We start from the raw sequence: 21,613 nt of genomic DNA on the forward strand, positions 1-21,613 counted from the left end.
GCGCTAAAAATGCGGCGATTAACCCACGCTGTGTTCCAGGCTGATGGCCAGAAGTTTTTGCGCCTCGACGGCGAACTCCAGCGGCAGCTCGGAGAAAACGTCCTTGCAGAAACCGTTGACGATCATCGAAATGGCGTCATCCTCGCTGATGCCGCGCTGCAGGCAGTAGAACAGCTGGTCATCGCCGATCTTCGAGGTGGTGGCTTCGTGCTCCAGCTGCGCGCTGTTGTTGCGCGCTTCAACGTAAGGGAACGTGTGGGCGCCGCTGTCCGGCCCGATCAGCATCGAGTCGCACTGGGTAAAATTACGGGCGTTTTCCGCCCCCGGCAGGATTTTCACCAGGCCGCGATAGGTGTTCTCGCTGTGGCCGGCGGAGATGCCTTTGGCGATGATGGTCGACTTGGTGTTTTTGCCGATGTGGATCATCTTGGTGCCGGTATCCGCCTGCTGATGGCCGCTGGTCAGCGCCACCGAGAAGAATTCGCCGATCGAGTTATCGCCCTGCAAAATCACGCTCGGGTATTTCCAGGTGATGGCCGAGCCGGTTTCCGACTGGGTCCAGGACATTTTCGAACCGGCGCCTTCGCACAGCGCGCGCTTGGTGACGAAGTTGAGGATACCGCCCTTGCTCTCGCCGCCGGAGAACCAGTTTTGCACCGTCGAGTATTTCACTTCGGCGTCTTTATGCAGGATCACTTCCACCACCGCCGCATGCAGCTGGTAGCTGTCGCGCACCGGGGCGGAACAGCCTTCGATATAGCTGACGTAGCTGCCTTCGTCGGCGATCAGGATGGTGCGCTCGAACTGGCCGGTTTTGGCGGCATTGATGCGGAAATAGGTCGACAGCTCCATCGGGCAGCGCACGCCTTTCGGCACATAGACGAAGGTGCCGTCGGAGGCCACCGCGGCGTTCAGCGCAGCGAAGAAGTTATCGTTGGACGGCACTACGCGCCCCAGGTACTGACGCACCAGATCCGGGTATTCCTGGATCGCTTCGCCGAACGAGCAGAAGATCACCCCGCTCTCCGCCAGTTTTTCACGGTAGGTGGTGGCGACCGAGACCGAGTCGAAGATGGCGTCCACCGCCACCTCGCTGCCCTCGCGCACCGGCACGCCGAGCTGATTGAACGCCAGCTCCACTTCGCTGGTCAGGTAATCTTTTTCCGTCGCCGCGCCCGGTTGCTGCTCGGCGCCGGGTTGCGAACCGCAGGCATCGTCGCAGCTGCCGCAGGACGGCGCCGAATAGTAACTGTAGTCCTGGTAGTTCAGGCGTTCGTAATTGGCCTTCAGCCAGTGCGGCTCCTCCATCTGCAGCCAGGCGCGGTAGGCCTCGAGGCGGAATTCCAGCATCCACTCGGGTTCGTTGCGCTTGGCCGAGATGGCGCGCACCACCTCTTCGTTGATGCCTTTGGCCAACTCATCGGTTGCCAGCTGGGTGAAGAAACCTTCTTTGTAGCGACCTTCGCTGACCCAAGCCTGCACTTCATTAGGCATTTCTACATTGCTTCGTGTCATGTTGATTGCATCGCTCAAACGCCAAAGCTCTCGCCGCACCCGCAGGCATGCTGAGCTTTAGGGTTGTTGAATTTGAATATCTGATTCAGCCCTTCGCGGACGTAATCTACCGTGGTGCCATCGATGAACGGCATGGCCTTCAGCGGCACGTAGAGTTTGGCGCCGTCGCGCTCAAACAGCAGATCGTCATCGGCGGGTTCGCGGGTCAGATCCAGCACATAGGCAAAGCCGGCGCAGCCGGATTGTTTCACCCCTAGCTGCAGCCCTTTCACCTGCGGATCCTGCTGCATCAGTTTGGTTATTTGTCGTACGGCGCTGTCGCTGAGCGAAATGCCTTGCCAGACATTTTCATCCAGAGAAAAAGTGCCGACATTTTCCGTTTGCATAGGGTCTACCTCACACTCGTGTTTGGCCACAGCCAATCTGGGTTGCTTATATGTTAGTGATAACGATTATCACTTCAACCGTTTGTTTTGCGGGGGTATCCGCCGCGAGCGCGGTTTTTCGCTGCGGCGTGCGGCAAGCCAGCGGGACATCCGTGGCGGCTTGCGGCGTCTGGCGGCAAGGTGTACATGCTATCCCTATGAATTTGTTCTTTATCCTGCATCACCGTACCGCACTCCCCGGTGGCCCGTCAGCGTTACAGCGCCGCGGTGCATTGCCGATCTAAACATTCATAGAAAATACCTATTTCTGCATTCTGTCTGTCGTAAATGTGCGTTTATCGGCATTTCGTGGCGCAGCGCAAGCGCGCCCCCTCAGGTTAAAGTTTAGTCGCTCAGGCTCAAGTTGGGTCATCGGCAGCCTTTTACACCTCACGCAATGAAAAAACGCCACGCCGGGGATTGATCGGCAACGCGGCAGTTTATATGATAATGATTATCATTCAATTGTAATTTGAGCGCGAAGCCAATGACTCTTTCGATCAACGCATGGTTGCTGGGCAAGATTGATGACTACAAATTCAGCGTGCGCGACGCCACGGTGGACTTTTACATGGCCGAAGCGGCGCTACGGCGCCCGGAATGCAATATCGACCACCTGAAGCGGTACAACAGCGTCAGCCTTACCATGGCCAATCTGTGTCTGGAGAACGGCGACGACGACAGCTACCTGCACGCGCTCAGCAAGCTGCACAACCGGCTGATCGTCGAGATCAACAATCCGCAGCGTTGCCAGCTGTTTCGGGTGCAAAGTTACCACTTCGCGCGCCATACGCTGACGCTGATCTGCCAAAAATACGCAATGGAAGGCACCTGGGAGAAGGCGAACGCGTTTCAGAAGGACTTCGTCAAACGCGTGCCGTTTCAACTGTAAAGCGAAAGGCTCCGCAGGCCGAGCGCCTGCGGAAACCGGCGGGGATCAGTCGATGACCGCCGTGGTCAGACGCGAAGTGCAGCACAGCCGATCGCGCGCGTCGAAGATCTCGATTTGCCATACTTGATGACGGCGGCCAACGTGCAGCGCGCGGCACACCCCGCGCACCTGGCCATCGAACACCGCGCGCAGGTGGTTGGCGTTGATCTCCAGCCCCACCACTTTCTGCTCGCCCTCACTGCACAGGTAACCGGCCATCGATCCCATCGATTCCGCCAGCACCACCGATGCCCCGCCGTGCAACAGCCCGAACGGCTGCCGGGTGCGGCCATCGACCGGCATGGTGGCCTCGAGGAAATCCTCGCCCAGCTGGGTAAACTCGATGCCCACATGGCTGACCATGCAGCCGTCACCGGCGCGGTTCAGCTGCTCCAGCGACGTTTCACGTTTCCACAATTTCACTCAATCATCTCCAGAAGTGCCTGTAATGGGTGGCGCACGCCATTGCCCTCGATGCGTTTCACCTGGCTGCGGCAGGAATAGCCGGTCGCCAGGCAGCGCTGCCGCGGCAAACGCTGTAGCGTCGGATGCCATGATAGCTCATAAATGCCGAGCGAGTTTTGCAGGTTCTTGGCTTCATGGCCGTAAGTGCCCGCCATGCCGCAGCAGCCGACGCTGACGTTCTCCAGTTTGGCGCCGAAGCGGGCGAAGATCGCCGCCCACTGTTGGCCGCTGGCCGGCAGCGCGGTGGTTTCGGTGCAGTGGCCGAACAGATACCACGGCTCGCCGGTCGCCGGCTGTTCGGCGCGATCCGCGATCCGCTGCTGCAGCCATTCATGCACCAGCTGCACCTGGAAATCGCCGCGCTCGGCGCCGAGGATCTCGCGGTATTCGTCGCGGTAACACAGCACCAGCGCCGGATCGACGCCCACCAGCGGCATGCCGAGCTGCGCCACGCGGTTGAGAAAATCGGCGGTTTTGCGCGCGGTGCGGGCAAACCGCGTCAGGAAACCTTTCACATGCTGCGCCTTGCCATTCGGCGAGAACGGCAGCAGCACCGGTTTATAGCCGAGCTTCTCCACCAGCCGAACAAAGTCCGCCACCACTTTGGCGTCGTAATAGCTGGTGAACGGATCCTGGACGATCAACACGTGTTCTGCGCACTGCTCGGCACTCAGCCCTTCCAACTGCTCCAGCGTCAGCGTGATCGCGTGGTGGCCGGACAGCTGCTGACGCAGCGTCGGGCTGGACAACAGCGGCAGATCGACCATGCCGATGGCGTTGCGGCTCATCTCTCGCAGCCACGGCTGGCGGAAGAAGAAGTTGAACACCTTCGGCGCGCGGGCCATCAATGGGGTATAGCTCTCTACGCCGGCGACCATGTAGTCACTCACCGGGCGCAGATAGCGGGTGTGGTAGAGCTGCAGGAAGCGCGAACGGAACCCCGGCACGTCAATTTTGATCGGGCACTGGGTGGAGCAGGCCTTGCAGGCCAGACAGCCAGACATCGCCTCTTTCACTTCGTGCGAAAAGTCGTACTCGCCCTTGCCGGCATGCCAGCTGTTGCGGGTTTTCTCGATTAGACCGCGCAAGCTGAGGCGCTGCTGCGGCAGCTGTTTCTCCAGCGCCAACGGATCGACGCCCTGCTCGGCCAACAGACGCAGCCACTCGCGCACCAGCGTCGCCCGCCCTTTCGGCGAATGAATGCGGTTGCCGCTGATCTTCATCGACGGGCACATCGGGCTGCGCACGTCGAAGTTGAAGCACAGGCCGTTGCCGTTACACTCCAGTGCGCCGCGGAACGAGGTGCGCACCTCGACCGGGATCTGGCGATCGAAGGTGCCGCGTTTGACCGCGTCCACCTGCATCATCGGCGCATCGACCGCCAGCGGCGAACAGATCTTGCCTGGGTTCAGGCGATTATCCGGATCGAACGCCGCCTTGATGCGGCGCAGCTCTTCATACAGCGTTTCCCCGAAGAATTCAGGGCTGTATTCCGCGCGGAACCCCTTGCCGTGCTCTCCCCACAGCAGGCCGCCGTATTTGGCGGTCAGCGCCACCACCCGATCGGAGATCTGCTTCATCAGCACTTCCTGCTGCGGGTCGCACATGTCAAGCGCCGGGCGCACGTGCAGCACCCCGGCGTCAACGTGACCAAACATGCCATAGCTCAGATTGTGGTCATCGAGCAGTTGCCGAAATTCGACGATATAGTCCGCCAGATGTTGCGGCGGCACACAGGTGTCCTCGGCGAACGGAATCGGCTTGGCGCGCCCTTTGGCGTTGCCCAGCAGCCCGACCGCCTTCTTGCGCATGTTGTAAATGCGCTCGATGCCAGCCAGATCGCCGCAGATCTGGTAGCCGATCACGCCGCCCTGCCGCTGCGCGATCAATTCGTCCAGCCGTTGGCACAGGGCTTCCATCTGGCCGTCGATCAGCGCCCGATCGTCGCCGGCGAACTCGACGATGTTCAGCCCGAGCATCTCTTTATCCGGCACGTCGGCGATCAGTTCGTTCACCGAGTGCCAAACAATGTCTTCACGCGCCAGGTTCAGCACCTTGGAATCGATGGTTTCCACCGACAGCGCCTTGGCCTCGACCATAAAGGGCGCATTGCGCAGCGCAGAGTCAAAGGAGTCGTACTTCACGTTGACCAGGCGGCGCACTTTCGGCAGCGGCGTGATGTCCAGCCGCGCCTCGGTGATAAACGCCAGCGTGCCCTCGGCGCCGGTCAGGATGCGCGTCAAATCGAAGGTTTGCAGATCGTCGCTCAGCACGTGGCGCAGATCGTAACCGGTGAGGAAGCGGTTGAGCTTGGGGAATTTCTCCAGGATCAGCGCGCGCTGCTCGCGGCAGCGGTTGAGCACCGTGCGGTAGATGCGCCCTTCGGCGGTCTCTTCCTGAGCAATCGTTTCCGCCAGCGCTGTCGGCATGGCGCGGGTATCGATCATCTCGCCGCCCAGCAGCACCGCCCGCAGGCCCAACACGTGATCGGAGGTTTTGCCGTACACCAGCGAGCCCTGGCCGGAAGCATCGGTGTTGATCATGCCCCCCAGCGTGGCGCGGTTGCTGGTGGACAGTTCCGGCGAGAAGAAGTAGCCGAACGGCCGCAGGTATTGATTCAGCTGATCCTTGATCACGCCGGCTTCGACTTTCACCCAGCCTTGTTCGACGTTGATCTCCAGAATGCGGTTCATGTGGCGCGACATATCGACCACGATGCCGGTATTGAGCGACTGGCCGTTGGTGCCGGTGCCGCCGCCGCGCGGGCTGAAGGTCAGCGTATTGAAGCGCTCTTCTCCGGCCAGACGGGCGATCAGCGCCACATCGGCGGTGGAACGGGGGAACACCACCGCATCGGGCAGCAGCTGATAGATACTGTTGTCGGTGGCCATCGTCAGCCGGTCGGCATAGCTGGTGGCGGTATCGCCGTTAAATCCGTTTTGCTTCAGTGCTTCCAAAAAGTCGAGCACCCGTTGAACGAGGCCGGGCGCCTGAGAAATCTGTGGGATCATTCGCTTTTTTGACCCTGTCCGTCTATTTTTTATGCGCTGATGTACGCTGAATCGGGCCTTTAATTCAGACCCACCCTATTTTTTAGTGACACTAAAAACTAACATACTCGTTTAGTGAAGGCATTCACATTATTACCGCCCTGCGAGCGCCGCCACAGGCGGCCGCCCGGCGGTGATAAACCGACCGACAGGCACCCCGATTCGCCGGTGCCAGGGATTTAATTGACCAGGATGAGAACCCACTGATGCCACTCCCGCAATCGCGTTACGACTTACCGCGAATTATTTTCGGCGTGCTGTTTATCGCCATCATGATCGTTGCCTGTTTTTGGGTGATCCAACCGTTTATTCTCGGCTTCGCCTGGGCGGGCATGGTGGTGATCGCCACCTGGCCGTTGCTGCTCAAACTGCAAAAGCTGCTGTGGGGCCGCCGCTCGCTGGCGGTGTTGGTCATGACCCTGCTGCTGATCCTGCTGTTCATTCTGCCTATTTCCCTGCTGATCAGCAGCGTGGTGGATAACAGCGCACCGCTGATCGCCTGGGCCAGTTCGCCCGGCAAGCTGCACATTCCCGATCTCGCCTGGCTGCAGTCCGTGCCGATGATCGGCGACAGGCTCTATACCAGCTACCACACATTGGTTAACGCCGGCGGCGCTGCGCTGCTGGCGAAGGTGCAGCCGTACTTCGGCCAAACCGCCACCTGGTTCGTGGCGCAGGCGGCGCATATCGGTCGTCTGCTGCTGCACTGCGCGCTGATGCTGCTGTTCAGCGCCTTGTTGTATGCGCGCGGCGAGCAGGTGGCGCTGGGTATCCGTCACTTTGCGGTGCGCCTCGGTTCCAAACGCGGCGATGCGGCGGTGCTGCTGGGCGGCCAGGCGATCCGCGCCGTCGCGCTGGGCGTGGTGGTGACGGCGTTGGTGCAGTCGGTGCTGGGCGGCATCGGTCTGGCGGTAAGCGGCATTCCTGCCGCCACTCTGCTGACGATGCTGATCTTTATCTGCTGCGTGGCGCAATTGGGGCCGCTGTTGGTGCTGGTGCCGGCCATCATCTGGCTGTACTGGCACGGCGACACCACCTGGGGCACCGTGCTGCTGGTCTGGAGCTGCGTGGTGGCCACGCTGGATAACGTGCTGCGCCCGGTGCTGATCCGCATGGGCGCAGACCTGCCGCTGCTGCTGATCCTGTCCGGCGTTATCGGCGGTTTGCTGGCCTTCGGCATGATTGGCCTGTTCATCGGCCCGGTGGTGTTGGCGGTATCTTATCGCCTGTTGACCGCCTGGATGGATGAAGCGCCGGAGCCGACCTCCGCACCGGAGCAAGTCATCGAAGATCTGGAAAAACGCTAATTCCCCCCTTCCGCCCGCATCGTCGGGCGGAACTTTTCACGCCTGCCATTATTCCTACCTCATTCGAGTAATATCTCCGCCCAATATAATGCCGCCCTATATTGATTTCAGTACGGCGAATGAAAGGTGCAATGTAAATCCCTGTTTGTTGCAAACGGAAAAAAGAGATAACTACCGCAAATAAAATGTGATGCCGCTATCGATTAGGATGATTCTTAATGACTAGTCGCGTTCAAAAATCTAGTATTATGGCCATCTATTGCTTCAAATCACTGATTTTAAAGCAACCTTTCTGAACAATGTAATGCCATACATGTGAATTGCTGTGTGTAGTCTTTGCCCATCTCCTACGGTGGGCTTTTTTTTATTCTTTTTTCGTCGAATTGATTATTTTACGCGCCGTTATTTACATTCAGAAATAAAAAGGCCGCAGCGTTAACTGCGGCCTGACGTTAATGCCTCAGCGAGGCCGAGACATTATTTCTTTTTCGACAAATTGATCCAGGTCTGCACCACAGTGTCCGGGTTGAGCGACAGGCTGTCGATGCCCTGCTCCATCAGCCACTCAGCGAAGTCTTCATGGTCAGACGGACCCTGGCCGCAGATGCCGACGTATTTGCCGTGGCGCTTGGCCGCCTGAATCGCCATCGACAGCAGCGCTTTCACCGCCTCGTTGCGCTCGTCGAACAGTTCCGACACCACGCCGGAATCGCGATCCAGCCCCAGCGCCAGCTGAGTCATGTCGTTGGAGCCGATGGAGAAGCCGTCGAAGTGCTCGAGGAACTGATCCGCCAACAGCGCATTGGACGGGATCTCGCACATCATGATCACTTTCAGCCCGTTTTCGCCGCGTTTCAGCCCCTGACGCGCCAACTCGGCCACCACCGCTTCCGCCTGCGCCACGGTGCGCACGAACGGCACCATGATTTCGACGTTGGTCAGCCCCATGTCGTTACGCACGCGTTTCACCGCCTCGCACTCCAGCGCGAAGCAATCGCGGAAGCTGTCGGCCACGTAACGGCCGGCGCCGCGGAAGCCCAGCATCGGGTTCTCTTCGTGCGGTTCATACTTATCGCCGCCCACCAGGTTGGCGTACTCGTTGGATTTGAAGTCGGACAGCCGCACGATCACACGCTTCGGCCAGAAGGCGGCGCCCAGCGTCGCGATCCCTTCTGTCAGGCGGCCAACGTAGAACTCGACCGGGTGGTCGTAACCCTGCATCAACGCGCGAATTTCGTTTTGCAGCGCCGGCGTCTGCTGATCGAACTCCAGCAGCGCGCGCGGGTGCACGCCAATCATGCGGTTGATGATAAATTCCAGCCGCGCCAGGCCCACGCCTTCATTCGGCAAACGCGCAAAGTCGAAAGCGCGATCCGGGTTGCCGACGTTCATCATGATCTTCAGCGGCAGATCCGGCAGCTCGGTCACTTCGGAGCTCTGCACGCTGAAATCCAGCATGTCGCTGTAAACGAAGCCGGTGTCGCCTTCCGCACAGGATACGGTGACTTTCTGGCCGTCTTTCAGCACGTCGGTGGCGTGGCCGCAGCCCACCACCGCCGGGATGCCCAGCTCACGGGCGATGATCGCCGCGTGACAGGTGCGCCCGCCGCGGTTGGTGACGATCGCGGCGGCTTTCTTCATGATCGGTTCCCAGTCTGGGTCGGTCATGTCGGTGACCAGCACGTCGCCCGGCTGGATGCGATCCATTTCGCTGATGTCGTGGATCACTTTCACCGGACCGGCGCCGATGCGGTGACCGATGGCGCGGCCTTCCACCAACACCGGACTGGTGCCGTTCAGCTGGTAGCGCTCCATGGTTTGTTCGTTGGAGCGTACGGTCTCCGGGCGCGCCTGCACGATCAGCAGCTTGCCGGTATGGCCGTCTTTCGCCCACTCGATATCCATCGGGCGGCCGTAATGTTTTTCGATCAGGATCGCCTGCTGCGCCAACGCCTGCACTTCGTCATCCGTCAACGAGAAACGGCTGCGCTGCGCTTCCGGCACGTCTTCAATGCGCACCTGCTTGCCGTGATCCTGCGACGGCGCGTATACCATGCGGATCTTTTTCGAACCCAGGTTGCGGCGCACGATCGCCGGCTTGCCGTTTTGCAGCGTCGGTTTGTGCACGTAGAACTCATCCGGGTTCACCGCGCCCTGCACCACCATTTCACCCAAGCCGAAAGCGGAGGTGATGAATACCACCTGATCAAAGCCGGACTCGGTGTCGATAGTAAACATGACGCCCGAGGAGGCCAGATCCGAGCGCACCATGCGCTGTACACCGGCCGACAGCGCCACGCCGCGGTGATCGTAGCCCTGGTGCACGCGATAAGAGATGGCGCGGTCGTTGAACAGTGACGCGAACACGTGCTTGATCGCCACCATTACGGCGTCGATGCCCTGCACGTTGAGGAAGGTTTCCTGCTGGCCGGCGAAGGAGGCGTCCGGCATGTCTTCCGCCGTGGCGGAGGAGCGCACCGCAAAGGAAGCTTCCGGTTCGCCGTCGGCGAGCTGTTGGTAAGCCTGATGAATTTCACGCTCGAACTCGGCGTGGAACGGCGTGTCGATCACCCATTGGCGGATCTGGGCGCCGGCCTTGGCCAGTTGGGCAACGTCGTCAACGTCGGTCTGATCCAGTAGCTGATAGATGCGCTGGTTAACACCGCTTTGTTCGAGGAAATCGTTAAACGCCTGTGCGGTGGTGGCAAAACCGTTAGGCACGGCCACGCCCAAATCGGAAAGATTGGTGATCATTTCACCGAGGGAGGCATTTTTGCCGCCGACACGGTCAACGTCGTGCATGCCAAGCTGGTTGTACCAAAGCACATTACGCAAGTCTGGGCCATTGTTGGACATCGAGACAATCCTTATTGCTATCAGTAGGGTAAAGACGGATTTAATTCGCTTGCTTTACGGCGCCGCTAACACGGAGCCGAATCAGACTAGCACACTGATCCGGGGAAAATGGAAAGGTGAATCGATCAACCCACTGAAGAAAGTGGTTTTTAAGAGAATGTCCTAACCGGCTGATTTGCCTGGGAACCGTTCCCAATCGCACGAAAAGCTTAGTTCTCAACAAATTACGCTCTTTTTAAAATTCTGTTTTAATGACCACGCAAACGCTATCGTTTTTGGTGAAAATAGCGGCAAATTTACGTTTCGGCTCGAAAAGCGTCGCTGCGCCGCGATTTCTATCGCCGCCAACGCGCGCTTTTTTTTCGCGCGCCGCCGCAAGACGCTTTACCGCCCCGCCGTCACAATTTTTTCCCTCGCCCCTTTACCCGCGGATCGTCTGCGGCTCATGATATTGGCAGTGATGACAGCAGGAACACCGTTTTCAGGTAAGGAGCCTCGGGTGGAAAGAAGCGTTTTTTATATTTCGGATGGTACGGCGATCACCGCCGAAGTGCTGGGGCACGCGGTGCTGTCGCAGTTCCCGGTCACGGCGACCACTTACACCTTGCCGTTTGTCGAAACCGAGGCGCGCGCACGCGCAGTTCGCCAACAAATCGATGATATCTATAATGAAACCGGTGTGCGGCCGCTGGTGTTTTACTCCATCATCTCGCCGGAAGTGCGCGATGTGATCGTGCAAAGCCAAGGCTTCTGTCAGGATATCGTGCAGGCGCTGGTCGGCCCGCTGCAGGGTGAGCTGGACGTGGAGCCAACGCCGGTGCCGAACCGCACCCACGGTCTGACCGCCAGCAACCTCGGCAAGTACGACGCGCGCATTGCCGCCATCGACTATACCCTGGCGCATGACGACGGCATTTCGCTGCGCAATCTCGATCAGGCGCAGGTGATCCTGCTCGGCGTGTCGCGCTGCGGCAAAACCCCCACCAGCCTTTATCTGGCGATGCAGTTCGGCATCCGCGCCGCCAACTATCCGTTTATCGCCGACGATATGGACAATTTGCACCTGCCGGCCTCGCTGAAACCGTTTCAGCATAAATTATTCGGCCTGACCATCGATCCGGAACGCCTGGCGGCGATCCGCGAAGAACGGCGCGAAAACAGCCGTTACGCCTCACTGCGCCAGTGCCGCATGGAGCTCGCCGAGGTCGAGGCGCTGTTCCGCAAAAATCAGATCCGCTACCTCAATACCACCAACTATTCGGTCGAAGAGATCTCCACCAAAATCCTCGACATCCTTGGCATGAGCCGCCGCATGTTCTGATCTTTCCCTCGCGGGGCCCCGTGCCCCGCCGCCTGCCGTTTATTTCAGCAGCAGCTGATTTTTTTGTGCTTTTTTTCGCGGCTTTGATCAACAGAACACAATCTCTACGGTTGAATTCAGCGCTTTTTGCGTTATTGTGATCGCCATCACTTCCCGGCACTCCTGCCGCAGAGAAGAACAGTTTCCAGGGAACAACATGCACAAAACAGATGAACTGCGGACCGCGCGCATCGACAGCCTCGTCACGCCGCAAGCGTTGGCGGACAAGCTGCCGATCTCGGCGGCCATCGCCGATAACGTGACATCGTCCCGTAAACGCATTGAAAAAATCCTCACCGGTGAAGACCGCCGCCTGCTGGTGGTGATCGGCCCCTGCTCGATCCACGATCTCGACGCCGCCGTCGATTACGCCGGCCGGCTGAACGCCCTGCGCGAGCGCTACCAGGATCGCCTGGAGATCGTAATGCGCACCTATTTCGAAAAACCGCGCACCGTCGTCGGCTGGAAAGGCCTGATCTCCGATCCGGCGCTGGACGGTACCTTCCAGGTCAACCGCGGCATCGAAATGGCACGCCGCCTGCTGCTGGAAGTGAACCAGCTCGGCCTGCCGACCGCCACCGAATTCCTGGACATGGTCGTCGGCCAATACATCGCCGATCTGATCAGCTGGGGCGCCATCGGCGCACGCACCACCGAAAGCCAGATCCACCGTGAAATGGCCTCGGCGCTCTCCTGCCCGGTCGGCTTCAAAAACGGCACCGACGGCAACACCCGCATCGCCATCGACGCCATTCGCGCGGCGCGCGCCGGGCACATGTTCCTGTCGCCGGACAAACATGGCCAGATGACCATCTACCAGACCAGCGGCAACCCGTACGGCCACATCATCATGCGCGGCGGCAAAACGCCGAACTACCACGCCAGCGATATCGCCGCCGCCTGTGACAGCCTGCGTGAATTCGATCTGCCGGAGCACCTGGTGATCGACTTCAGCCACGGCAACTGCCAGAAAATGCACCGCCGCCAGTTGGAAGTGGCCGACAACGTCTGCCAGCAGATCCGCGCCGGCTCTGCCGCCATCACCGGCGTGATGGCGGAAAGCTTCCTGGTGGAAGGCACGCAGAAGATCGTCGCCGGCCAACCGTTGACCTATGGTCAGTCGATCACCGATCCTTGCCTGAGCTGGTCCGACAGCGAACAGTTGCTGGCGATGCTGGCGGATGCGGTCGATAGCCGTTTCTGACGCAACATAGACCGGGGCCTCGCCCCGGCTTTCTCCCTTCTGTCCCGCTCATCTATACTGATTGCAACGCTTTAGCACCCGCCGAAACGCACTGGGAGCCCCGGCATGATTCACTCTCTGTTATCCATTCCCTGCGTCACGCTGCAGGGCGAGCAAAAAACGCTGGGCGATTTCCCGGCGCGCGCTTACCTGGTGGTCAACACCGCCAGCAAGTGCGGCTTCACCCCGCAATACCGCGGGCTGGAAAATTTGTGGCGATACTATCGCGAGCGCGGCCTGATGGTGCTCGGCTTCCCCTGCAACCAGTTTGGTTCTCAGGAGCCGGGCAGTCCGCTGGAGATCGCCAATTTTTGCAGCCTCAACTACGGCGTCAGTTTCCCGCTGTTCAGCAAGATCGACGTTAACGGCCCCGGCGCCCACCCGCTGTTCAATGAGCTGAAACGCCTGGCGCCCGGCATTCTGGGCAGCCGCCGCATCAAATGGAATTTCACCAAGTTCCTGCTCACCGCCGACGGCCAGCGCGTGACGCGCTTTGCGCCGATCACCAAGCCCGAACGCCTGTTTGACCGCATCGAAACCCTGCTGAAATAACGCCCCTTTTTTACGGGCCGAGTGCGCTCGGCCCGCCGCCGGATGTCCGTTCGACAAAAAGGTTCCATCGGTAAGAAAATTTTCCTTGATGTAACCTTTCCTTCACATGATAATGATTCTCAGTTTGATATTAATTACCATTTAATAACCTGTTTTATAAGCACAATGATGATGGATACTGCCAACACGCCAACCCCCGCCGCCGCGGCCCCGACCGAGCACAGCGCAAACGCGCCGCCCAGCTACGACAGCGCACAGCTGCTCGGCGCCGACGGCATCGCGTTCATTACCCATCAGGGCCAGCGCTATCAGCTGCGGCAGACCAAAGCCGGGAAATTGATCCTGACCAAATAACCACAGAACCCTCAAACGCCAGCCACCCCGATCGTTTGATCCAGGCAGCCAGCAAATCTATTGATATGTTTTATTACATACGGAGAGTTGCACCATGCCTCTGACATTTTCCACCCGGCTGCGTTTTTCCGCGTTGAGTCTGGCGATTGCCTGCGCTCTGCCTACGGTGGCCTTGGCACAAAACACCAGCACAACAACTTCTTCCAACGCGGCAGCGGCCAAAAACGCCGACGAGACCATGACCGTGGTCGCCACCGGCAACCAACGCAGCAGCTTTGAAGCGCCGATGATGGTCACGGTCATCGAAGGCAACTCGCCGGAAAGTCAAACTGCAGGCACCGCCGCCGATATGCTGCGCCGCGTGCCGGGCATTACCGTCACGGGTTCCGGGCGCAGCAATGGGCAGGATCTCATGATGCGCGGTTACGACCGACGTGGCGTGCTGACGTTAGTTGACGGCATCCGCCAGGGGACCGATACCGGCCATATTAACGGCACTTTTTTGGATCCTGCGTTAGTGAAACGCATTGAAATCGTGCGCGGCCCCTCCGCGTTGCTGTACGGCAGCGGCGCGTTGGGTGGCGTAGTGTCTTATGAGACTGTCGATGCCGCCGATCTGCTGCTGCCGGGCCAGGATAGCGGGTTCCGCGTCTACGGCACCGCCGGCACCGGCGACCACAGCCTGGGCATGGGCGCCAGCGCCTACGGCAAGACCGATAACCTCGACGGCCTGCTGTCGTTCGGCACCCGCGACGTCGGCGATCTTCGTCAGGGCAACGGCTTCGATGCGCCTAACGACGAAACCATCAGCAACGTGCTGGCTAAAGGCACCTGGAAGATCGACGATAGCCAGTCGCTAAGCGGCAACCTGCGCTACTACAACAACAGCGCCCAGGAGCCGAAAAACCCGCAAACCCCAGCCAGCTCCAGTGGAAACTTAATGACCGATCGTTCGACGATTCAACGCGATGCGGCATTGAGTTACAAACTGAAGCCGATCGGCCAGGATTGGCTGGATGCGGAAGCGAAAGTGTATTATTCAGACGTGAAAATTAACGCTCACGCCAATGGCAGCGAGGATGAAGCGCGTAAACAAACCACGAAAGGCGCCAAACTCGAAAACCGCACGCGCCTGTTTGCGGATACTTTCGCTTCACATCTGCTGACCTATGGCACCGAGGCCTACAAACAGGAGCAAACGCCGGGCGGCGCTACCGAAAGTTTCCCGCACGCAAAAATCAACTTCGCTTCAGGCTGGCTGCAGGACGAAATCACGCTGCGCGATCTGCCCGTCACCCTGCTCGCCGGCACCCGCTATGACAATTACAAGGGCTCAAGCGACGGCTATGCCGATGTGGATGCGAACAAATGGTCCTCACGCGGCGCAGTCAGCATTACGCCTACCGACTGGCTGATGCTGTTCGGCTCCTATTCTCAGGCGTTCCGCGCGCCAACGATGGGTGAGATGTACAACGACTCCAAGCACTTCTCAATTCCAATGGGACCAACCACCATCACCAACTATTGGGTACCTAACCCGAATTTGAAGCCGGAAACCAACGAGACCCAAGAGTACGGGTTTGGTCTGCGTTTCGATGATTTGATGCTGGCCGATGATAGCCTGCAGTTCAAAGCCAGCTATTTCGATACCAAAGCCAAGGACTACATCACCACCGATGTCACGATGGAACTGGGACGCGGTCCGCGCGGCCCTTACTGCATCAGTTGCACCACCTTCTCGACCAATGTCGATCGCGCCAAAATCTGGGGATGGGACGCTACGCTCAGCTATAAAACCCCCTGGTTCGGCTGGGATTTGGCTTACAACCGCACCCGTGGCAAAAATGAAGCGACCGGTGACTGGTTAAGCAGCATCAATCCGGACACCGTCACCAGCTCGCTGGACGTGCCGCTGGGCGAAACCGGTCTGTCTGCCGGCTGGGTCGCCACCTTCGCCGAACGCGCGACGCGCGTGGAGACAGGCACGGCCGAACAAGCCGGTTATGGCGTCAACGACTTCTATCTGAGCTACAAGGGACGCGACCGTCTGCAGGGCATGACCACCACCGTGGTGTTGGGTAACGCCTTCGACAAAGAATATTACTCGCCGCAGGGCATCCCGCAGGATGGCCGCAACGCCAAACTGCTGGTCAGCTACCAGTGGTAATCATTTGACTATCTGGCGGACAACCCGATTGTCCGCCGTTCGCATTACAGCGCAGGAGAATCCGGCATGAGCAACACCCTATACGAACGCTACCAACAGGCTAAAATCGATCACCCCGGCAAATACGCCCGCGATCTGGCGGCGATCCTTGGCGTCAGCGAAGCGGAGCTGACGCACGCCCGCGTCGGCCACGACGCCCGCCGCCTGCAGGCCGACGCGCGCACCCTGCTGACCGAGCTTGAGCAGGTCGGCGTCACCAAGTCCATCACCCGCAACAGCTATGCGGTGCATGAGCAGATGGGCCGCTACCGCAACCAGCACCTTAACGGCCACGCCGGGCTGATCCTCAACCCGCGCGAGCTGGATCTGCGTCTGTTCCTCAACCACTGGACCAGCGTTTTCGCCATGAGCGAAACCAACAAACGCGGCGTGCGCCACAGCATCCAGTTCTTCGACCAACAGGGCGATGCGCTGCACAAGGTCTACACCACCGAGGAAACCGATCTGCCGGCCTGGATGGCGCTGGTGGAACGCCATCTGAGCGAAGAAAACCCGGCGCTGACGCTGCAGCCCGTCGAGGCGAACACCGTTGATGAAACAACGCAAGATCATGCCAAAATCGACGCTGAATGGCGCACGATGACCGACGTTCACCAGTTCTTCCAGCTGCTGAGCCGCAATAAACTCACGCGCCAGCAGGCGTTCCGCGCCGTCGGCGACGATCTGGCCTATCAGGTGGACAACAGCGCGCTGTCGCAGCTGCTGGAAGCAGCGCAGCAGCAGCAAAACGAGATCATGATATTCGTCGGCAACCGCGGCTGCGTGCAGATCTTCACCGGCCAGATCGAACGTTTGATGCCGCAGGAAGGTTGGATCAACGTGTTCAATCGCCGCTTCACGCTGCACCTGATCGAAGACGCCATCGCCGAAAGCTGGATCACCCGCAAACCGACCAAGGACGGCATCGTCACCAGCCTGGAGCTGTTCGCCGCCGACGGCACGCAGATCGCGCAGCTGTATGGCCAACGCACCGAAGGCCAGCCGGAACAAACCCAGTGGCGCGAGCAGGTTGCCGCGCTCGCCGCCAAGGACATCGCCGCATGAAATCTTCCTTGATCCGCCGCCTGGCGCTGATGATGACGCTGGCGCTGCCGCTCACCGCGGCGGCGGCGCCGCGCATCGTCTCGATCGGCGGCGACGTGACGGAAATCGCCTTCGCGCTCGGCGCCGGCGACGACGTGATCGCCCGTGACAGCACCAGCTTGCACCCGGCGGCGGTGAAAACGCTGCCGGACGTCGGCTACATGCGCCAGCTGAATGCCGAAGGCATTTTGGCGCTCAAACCGACGCTGGTGCTGACGACCGAGCTGGCGCAACCGGCGCTGGTGCTCAAACAGCTGGCGGACAGCGGCGTCAAAGTGGTCAGCGTGCCGGGTGACACCACCCTGCAGGCGGTGCCGCAGAAAATCGCTACGATCGCCGCCGCGCTGCAACGCGTTGAGCAAGGCAAACAGCTGAGCGAGCGCTATCAACAGCAGCTGGCAGCGGTCGACACCTCTCCGCTGCCGGTCAAGGTGCTGTTTGTGATGAGCCACGGCGGCATTACGCCGATGGCCGCCGGGCAACACACCGCCGCCGACGCGGTGATCGCCGCCGCCGGACTGAAAAACGCCATGCAGGGCTTTGACCGCTACCGTCCGCTGTCGCAGGAAGGCGTCATCGCCAGCGCGCCGGATCTGTTGCTGGTCACCACCGACGGCGTGCGCACCCTCGGCGGCGAACAGCAGCTGTGGACGCTGCCGGGCCTGGCGTTGACGCCGGCGGGCAAGCAGCGTCGCGTACTGATCGTCGATGACATGGCGCTGCTGGGTTTCGGTCTGGAAACGCCGGCGGCGCTGGCCAAGCTGCGCCACGCGGCGGAGCAAAAGTAATGCGCTGTCGCACCTCGCCTCAGTTGGCCATCATCGGTCTGCTGGTGCTGCTGACGCTGCTGGCGCTGGTCGCCGCCAACCTGGGCGCGCTGACGCTGTCGTTTCGCACCCTGTGGCGCGAACCCTTCAGCGACGCCGCCTGGCACATCTGGCTGAACATCCGTCTGCCGCGCGTGCTGCTGGCGGTAGTGATCGGCTGCGCATTGGCGGTGTCCGGCGCGGTGATGCAGGGGCTGTTCCGCAACCCGCTGGCGGATCCGAGCCTGCTGGGCATCAGCAGCGGCGGCGCGCTGTTTGTCGCCCTGTTCATCGTGATGCCGCTGGCGTTGCCGGTGACGATCGCGCTGTACGGCCATATGCTGGCGGCGTTCCTCGGCAGCCTGCTGGTATCGTTGTTGATCTACGGCATCAGCCGCAGCGGGCACGGCAATCTGTCGCGGCTGCTGCTGGCGGGCATCGCCATCAACGCCCTGTGCATGGCGGCCATCGGCGTGCTCTCTTACGTCAGCAGCGATCAACAGCTGCGCCAGTTCTCGCTGTGGATGATGGGCAGCCTCAGCCAGTCGCAGTGGCCGACGCTGGCGGTTTCGGCCTCGCTGATCCTGCCTACGGCGCTGCTGACGCTGCTGCAGGCGCGCCGGCTGAACCTGTTGCAGTTGGGGGATGAAGAGGCCCACTATCTCGGGGTGAACGTCCAGCGCGCCAAGCTGCAGCTGCTGTTGCTGAGCGCGCTGCTGATCGGTGCGGCGGTGGCGATGAGCGGCGTGATCGGTTTCGTCGGTCTGGTGGTGCCCCATCTGGTGCGCATGCGTCTCGGCGGCGATCACCGCTGGCTGCTGCCCTGCTCCGCGCTGGGCGGCGCCTGCCTGTTGCTGGTCAGCGATACGCTGGCGCGCACGCTGGTGGCGCCGGCCGAAATGCCGGTGGGGTTGATGACCAGCCTGATCGGCGGTCCTTACTTCTTGTGGCTGGTGATGCGCCAGCGGGAGCGAACCGGTGGATAACGCCGCCTGCCTGACGGCCCGAGAGCTGCGCTACAGCCTCGGTACGCGCCGCCTGATCAACGACGTTTCACTCAGCCTCGCCAGCGGTGAGATGGTGGCGATTATCGGCCCTAACGGCGCCGGAAAATCGACGCTGTTGCGCTTGCTGACCGGCTATCTGACGCCGGACTGCGGCGAATGCCGGCTGCTCGACCGCCCGCTGGAACACTGGGCGCCGCAGCAGTTGGCCAAAGTCCGGGCCGTGATGCGCCAGTACAGCGATCTGGCGTTTCCCTTCAGCGTGGAAGAAGTGGTCAGCATGGGGCGAACGCCGCACGGCAAACGCGACGAGCATCAGGCGCTCCAACAGGTGATGGAACAAACCGACTGTCTGGCGCTGGCGCAGCGCGACTACCGTCAGCTTTCCGGCGGCGAACAACAACGGGTGCAGCTGGCGCGGGTGTTGGCGCAGCTGTGGCAGCCGCAACCGTCCCCCGCCTGGCTGTTCCTCGACGAGCCGACCTCGGCGCTGGACCTGTATCACCAGCAGCACACCCTGCGCCTGCTGCGCTCGCTGACGCGCCAACAGCCGCTGGGCGTCTGCTGCGTGCTGCACGATCTCAATCTGGCCGCGCTGTACGCCGATCGGATCCTGCTGTTGCATCAGGGCCGCCTGGTGGCGAGCGGCACGCCGCAGGAAGTGCTGCAGGCCGACATTCTCACCCGCTGGTATCAGGCCGATCTCGGCGTGGTGCATCATCCCGAAGCGTCGCTGCCGCAGGTCTATCTACGTCAATAACATCAAGGGCGCCATGAGGCGCCCTTTTTCATCTCAGCTGGAACAGGAAATCTCCAGATGTTTGCCCCAGTCCGGCGGCAGCGCGGCGAGATCGTCATACTCCGGCGCATCGTCGAACGGCCTCAGCAGAGCCTGATGCAACCGCTGCAAACGGCCCACGTCGTCTTTCTCTGCGTCCTCAATCGCCTGCTGCGCCAGATAGTTGCGCAGGATCAGGCGCGGGTTCACCGCCTTCATCGCCCGTTGCCGTTCCGCATCGCTGACCTGTTCCTGTTGCAAACGCTGACGATACTGCTGATACCAGGCGTCGAACGCCGCACGGTCGATAAACTCGTCGCGCAGCGGCGACTGCACCTGCTGCTGTTCGGTCTCACTCAACAAGCGGAACGTGCGGGTATAGTCCCGCCCTTCCTGCGCCATCAGGCTCAACAAACCGGTGAGCACGTCATTATCCTGCGCCGTCGGCGTGAAGAAGCCGAGTTTGGCGCGCATCTGTTCACCGTAGGCGCGCATCAGCGCCGGCTCATACGCCGCCAGCGCCTGCTGCAGCTGCTCGGTGGTCATCAGCCCCGACAGGGTTTGCGCCAGGCGATGCAGGTTCCACAGCGCCACCGCCGGCTGATTGTCGAAGGCGTAACGCCCCTGGTGATCGGAGTGGTTGCAGATATAGCCGGGCTGGTAGTCGTCCAGGAAGCCATAAGGGCCGTAATCGATGGTGATGCCGAGAATCGACATATTGTCGGTGTTCATCACGCCGTGGGCGAAACCGACGGTTTGCCAATGGGCGATCAAACGCGCCGTGCGTTCGACCACGTCGGTAAACCACAGCAGGTAACGCTCAGCCTGATCCTGCAGCTGTGGCCAGTGATGGGCGATGACGAAATCCGCCAGTTGCCGCACTTGCTCCGGCTGTTTACGGTAATAAAAGTGTTCGAAGTGGCCGAAGCGCACATGGCTTTCCGCCACCCGCATCAGCATGGCGCCGCGTTCCGGCTGCTCGCGATATACCGGTTGTTGGCTGGTGACGATGGTCAACGCTCGGGTGGTGGGGATCCCCAGATGGTGCAGCGCCTCAGAGGCCAGAAACTCGCGGATCACCGAACGCAGCACCGCGCGGCCATCACCCATGCGCGAATACGGCGTCAGCCCGGCGCCCTTCAGGTGCCAGTCGCGGTGGCTGCCGTCCGCCAGGCGCTGTTCGCCCAGCAAAATGCCGCGGCCATCTCCCAGTTGCCCGGCCCACACGCCGAACTGGTGGCCACTGTACACCTGCGCCAGCGGCTGCATGCCCGGCAGCAGCGTTTCTCCCGCCCAAATCGGGGTTTTATCCTGAGTAAACCAGCTTTCATCCAGCCCCAGTTCACGCGCCAGCGGCTCGCTATGGTACAGCAGGCGCGCATCCTTAAGCGGCGTTGGATTCAGAGCGGTGTAGAAACCAGGTAACTGTTGGTAGTAAGCGTTATCGAACTGCGGCATAGGCCCTCCGTTTCAGCGTAGTGTAGAGCGTGAACGGGCGGATTAACACCGAAGGAATGCAGGGAGAACGCATCCGCCTGCCGTCAGGACGGATGCAGGGAGTTTGGCGCTTCCGCTTGGCGGGGGGAACGCGGTTTAACGCTGGCGGACAAACGCGGTTATCAGCCCAAAACGAGGTGAATAACGACGGCGGGATCAC

The 21,613-nt window shown here is 60.6% G+C and carries 17 protein-coding genes and 1 other RNA gene; 12 read left to right on the forward strand and 6 right to left on the reverse strand.

Features of this window, described 5'->3' with window-relative positions:
* Positions 1-18 precede the first annotated feature (18 nt).
* Complete coding sequence (sufB, locus tag ACMGGK_RS12540; protein ID WP_025302644.1) at positions 19-1,515, reverse strand: Fe-S cluster assembly protein SufB; 1,497 nt, start codon at positions 1,513-1,515, stop codon at positions 19-21.
* 14 nt (positions 1,516-1,529) lie between these two features.
* Positions 1,530-1,901 (reverse strand): Fe-S cluster assembly scaffold SufA, encoded by a 372-nt coding sequence (sufA, locus tag ACMGGK_RS12545; RefSeq protein ID WP_004931368.1) that lies wholly within the window; start codon positions 1,899-1,901, stop codon positions 1,530-1,532.
* Between the two features lie 526 nt (positions 1,902-2,427).
* Between sufA and ACMGGK_RS12550 the strand changes: the two genes are divergently transcribed.
* Positions 2,428-2,832, forward strand: coding sequence for a hypothetical protein (locus ACMGGK_RS12550; protein ID WP_004931369.1), 405 nt, complete (start codon positions 2,428-2,430; stop codon positions 2,830-2,832).
* A 45-nt stretch (positions 2,833-2,877) separates the two neighbouring features.
* Here ACMGGK_RS12550 and menI read toward each other — a convergent pair whose 3' ends face one another.
* Together menI and ACMGGK_RS12560 are read right to left on the reverse strand one after the other, a co-directional pair.
* On the reverse strand, positions 2,878-3,294 hold the full coding sequence (gene menI / locus ACMGGK_RS12555) for a 1,4-dihydroxy-2-naphthoyl-CoA hydrolase (protein WP_016927938.1): 417 nt from the start codon (positions 3,292-3,294) through the stop codon (positions 2,878-2,880).
* Complete coding sequence (locus tag ACMGGK_RS12560; RefSeq protein WP_420276935.1) at positions 3,291-6,347, reverse strand: FAD-binding and (Fe-S)-binding domain-containing protein; 3,057 nt, start codon at positions 6,345-6,347, stop codon at positions 3,291-3,293. Before ACMGGK_RS12560 ends, menI begins: the two co-directional genes overlap by 4 nt.
* A 245-nt stretch (positions 6,348-6,592) precedes the next feature.
* On the opposite strand from ACMGGK_RS12560, the gene ydiK reads away from it, so the two are divergent.
* Positions 6,593-7,693, forward strand: a complete 1,101-nt coding sequence (ydiK, locus tag ACMGGK_RS12565) for an AI-2E family transporter YdiK (protein WP_049191420.1) — start codon at positions 6,593-6,595, stop codon at positions 7,691-7,693.
* 256 nt (positions 7,694-7,949) lie between these two features.
* Positions 7,950-8,061, forward strand: an RNA gene (rprA, locus tag ACMGGK_RS12570) — antisense sRNA RprA.
* 109 nt (positions 8,062-8,170) lie between these two features.
* On the opposite strand, the gene ppsA is transcribed toward rprA, so the two are convergent.
* The gene (gene ppsA / locus ACMGGK_RS12575; RefSeq protein WP_028128172.1) at positions 8,171-10,549 is read right to left on the reverse strand and encodes a phosphoenolpyruvate synthase; all 2,379 of its coding nucleotides are present in this window, start codon (positions 10,547-10,549) and stop codon (positions 8,171-8,173) included.
* Positions 10,550-11,009: 460 nt separating this feature from the next.
* Here ppsA and ppsR point away from each other — a divergent pair, with 460 nt between their 5' ends.
* The 9 genes from ppsR (at position 11,010) to ACMGGK_RS12620 (ending at position 19,938) form a co-directional block, all read left to right on the forward strand.
* Positions 11,010-11,870 carry a pyruvate, water dikinase regulatory protein gene (gene ppsR, locus ACMGGK_RS12580; RefSeq protein WP_161544659.1) on the forward strand — a complete coding sequence of 287 codons (861 nt, stop codon included), beginning with the start codon at positions 11,010-11,012 and terminating at the stop codon, positions 11,868-11,870.
* A 196-nt stretch (positions 11,871-12,066) separates the two neighbouring features.
* The gene (locus ACMGGK_RS12585) at positions 12,067-13,113 is read left to right on the forward strand and encodes a 3-deoxy-7-phosphoheptulonate synthase (RefSeq protein ID WP_193842732.1); all 1,047 of its coding nucleotides are present in this window, start codon (positions 12,067-12,069) and stop codon (positions 13,111-13,113) included.
* A 105-nt stretch (positions 13,114-13,218) separates the two neighbouring features.
* Positions 13,219-13,704, forward strand: a complete 486-nt coding sequence (locus tag ACMGGK_RS12590) for a glutathione peroxidase (protein ID WP_015377714.1) — start codon at positions 13,219-13,221, stop codon at positions 13,702-13,704.
* A gap of 171 nt (positions 13,705-13,875) precedes the next feature.
* The gene (gene hemP / locus ACMGGK_RS12595) at positions 13,876-14,058 is read left to right on the forward strand and encodes a hemin uptake protein HemP (RefSeq protein ID WP_016927944.1); all 183 of its coding nucleotides are present in this window, start codon (positions 13,876-13,878) and stop codon (positions 14,056-14,058) included.
* Between the two features lie 94 nt (positions 14,059-14,152).
* Complete coding sequence (locus tag ACMGGK_RS12600; RefSeq protein ID WP_016927945.1) at positions 14,153-16,225, forward strand: TonB-dependent hemoglobin/transferrin/lactoferrin family receptor; 2,073 nt, start codon at positions 14,153-14,155, stop codon at positions 16,223-16,225.
* 66 nt (positions 16,226-16,291) lie between these two features.
* Positions 16,292-17,329 (forward strand): hemin-degrading factor, encoded by a 1,038-nt coding sequence (locus ACMGGK_RS12605; protein WP_420276936.1) that lies wholly within the window; start codon positions 16,292-16,294, stop codon positions 17,327-17,329.
* Positions 17,326-18,156, forward strand: a complete 831-nt coding sequence (locus ACMGGK_RS12610; protein WP_049300238.1) for a heme/hemin ABC transporter substrate-binding protein — start codon at positions 17,326-17,328, stop codon at positions 18,154-18,156. Before ACMGGK_RS12605 ends, ACMGGK_RS12610 begins: the two co-directional genes overlap by 4 nt.
* Positions 18,156-19,160: a FecCD family ABC transporter permease gene (locus tag ACMGGK_RS12615; protein ID WP_016927948.1), complete on the forward strand. Its 1,005-nt coding sequence runs from the start codon at positions 18,156-18,158 to the stop codon at positions 19,158-19,160. The genes ACMGGK_RS12610 and ACMGGK_RS12615 overlap by 1 nt, the downstream gene beginning before the upstream one ends.
* Positions 19,153-19,938: a heme ABC transporter ATP-binding protein gene (locus ACMGGK_RS12620; RefSeq protein ID WP_420276937.1), complete on the forward strand. Its 786-nt coding sequence runs from the start codon at positions 19,153-19,155 to the stop codon at positions 19,936-19,938. Before ACMGGK_RS12615 ends, ACMGGK_RS12620 begins: the two co-directional genes overlap by 8 nt.
* 33 nt (positions 19,939-19,971) lie before the next feature.
* Here the strand turns inward: ACMGGK_RS12620 and ACMGGK_RS12625 are convergent, their stop codons facing one another.
* Complete coding sequence (locus ACMGGK_RS12625) at positions 19,972-21,414, reverse strand: protein adenylyltransferase SelO (protein WP_079449304.1); 1,443 nt, start codon at positions 21,412-21,414, stop codon at positions 19,972-19,974.
* Positions 21,415-21,613 lie beyond the last annotated feature (199 nt).

Origin of the sequence: Serratia sp. BNK-33-b (assembly GCF_048684565.1) — a bacterium.
GTDB classification, from domain to species: domain Bacteria; phylum Pseudomonadota; class Gammaproteobacteria; order Enterobacterales; family Enterobacteriaceae; genus Serratia; species Serratia marcescens.

Bases quoted from the DNA above. Each gene is read 5' to 3' on its own strand.
- sufB (WP_025302644.1), bottom strand. From the start codon at position 1,515: ATGACACGAAGCAATGTAGAAATGCCTAATGAAGTGCAGGCTTGGGTC.
- sufA (WP_004931368.1), bottom strand. From the start codon at position 1,901: ATGCAAACGGAAAATGTCGGCACTTTTTCTCTGGATGAAAATGTCTGG.
- ACMGGK_RS12550 (WP_004931369.1), top strand. From the start codon at position 2,428: ATGACTCTTTCGATCAACGCATGGTTGCTGGGCAAGATTGATGACTAC.
- ACMGGK_RS12560 (WP_420276935.1), bottom strand. From the start codon at position 6,347: ATGATCCCACAGATTTCTCAGGCGCCCGGCCTCGTTCAACGGGTGCTC.
- ydiK (WP_049191420.1), top strand. From the start codon at position 6,593: ATGCCACTCCCGCAATCGCGTTACGACTTACCGCGAATTATTTTCGGC.
- ppsA (WP_028128172.1), bottom strand. From the start codon at position 10,549: ATGTCCAACAATGGCCCAGACTTGCGTAATGTGCTTTGGTACAACCAG.
- ppsR (WP_161544659.1), top strand. From the start codon at position 11,010: ATGACAGCAGGAACACCGTTTTCAGGTAAGGAGCCTCGGGTGGAAAGA.
- ACMGGK_RS12585 (WP_193842732.1), top strand. From the start codon at position 12,067: ATGCACAAAACAGATGAACTGCGGACCGCGCGCATCGACAGCCTCGTC.
- ACMGGK_RS12590 (WP_015377714.1), top strand. From the start codon at position 13,219: ATGATTCACTCTCTGTTATCCATTCCCTGCGTCACGCTGCAGGGCGAG.
- hemP (WP_016927944.1), top strand. From the start codon at position 13,876: ATGGATACTGCCAACACGCCAACCCCCGCCGCCGCGGCCCCGACCGAG.
- ACMGGK_RS12600 (WP_016927945.1), top strand. From the start codon at position 14,153: ATGCCTCTGACATTTTCCACCCGGCTGCGTTTTTCCGCGTTGAGTCTG.
- ACMGGK_RS12605 (WP_420276936.1), top strand. From the start codon at position 16,292: ATGAGCAACACCCTATACGAACGCTACCAACAGGCTAAAATCGATCAC.
- ACMGGK_RS12610 (WP_049300238.1), top strand. From the start codon at position 17,326: ATGAAATCTTCCTTGATCCGCCGCCTGGCGCTGATGATGACGCTGGCG.
- ACMGGK_RS12615 (WP_016927948.1), top strand. From the start codon at position 18,156: ATGCGCTGTCGCACCTCGCCTCAGTTGGCCATCATCGGTCTGCTGGTG.
- ACMGGK_RS12625 (WP_079449304.1), bottom strand. From the start codon at position 21,414: ATGCCGCAGTTCGATAACGCTTACTACCAACAGTTACCTGGTTTCTAC.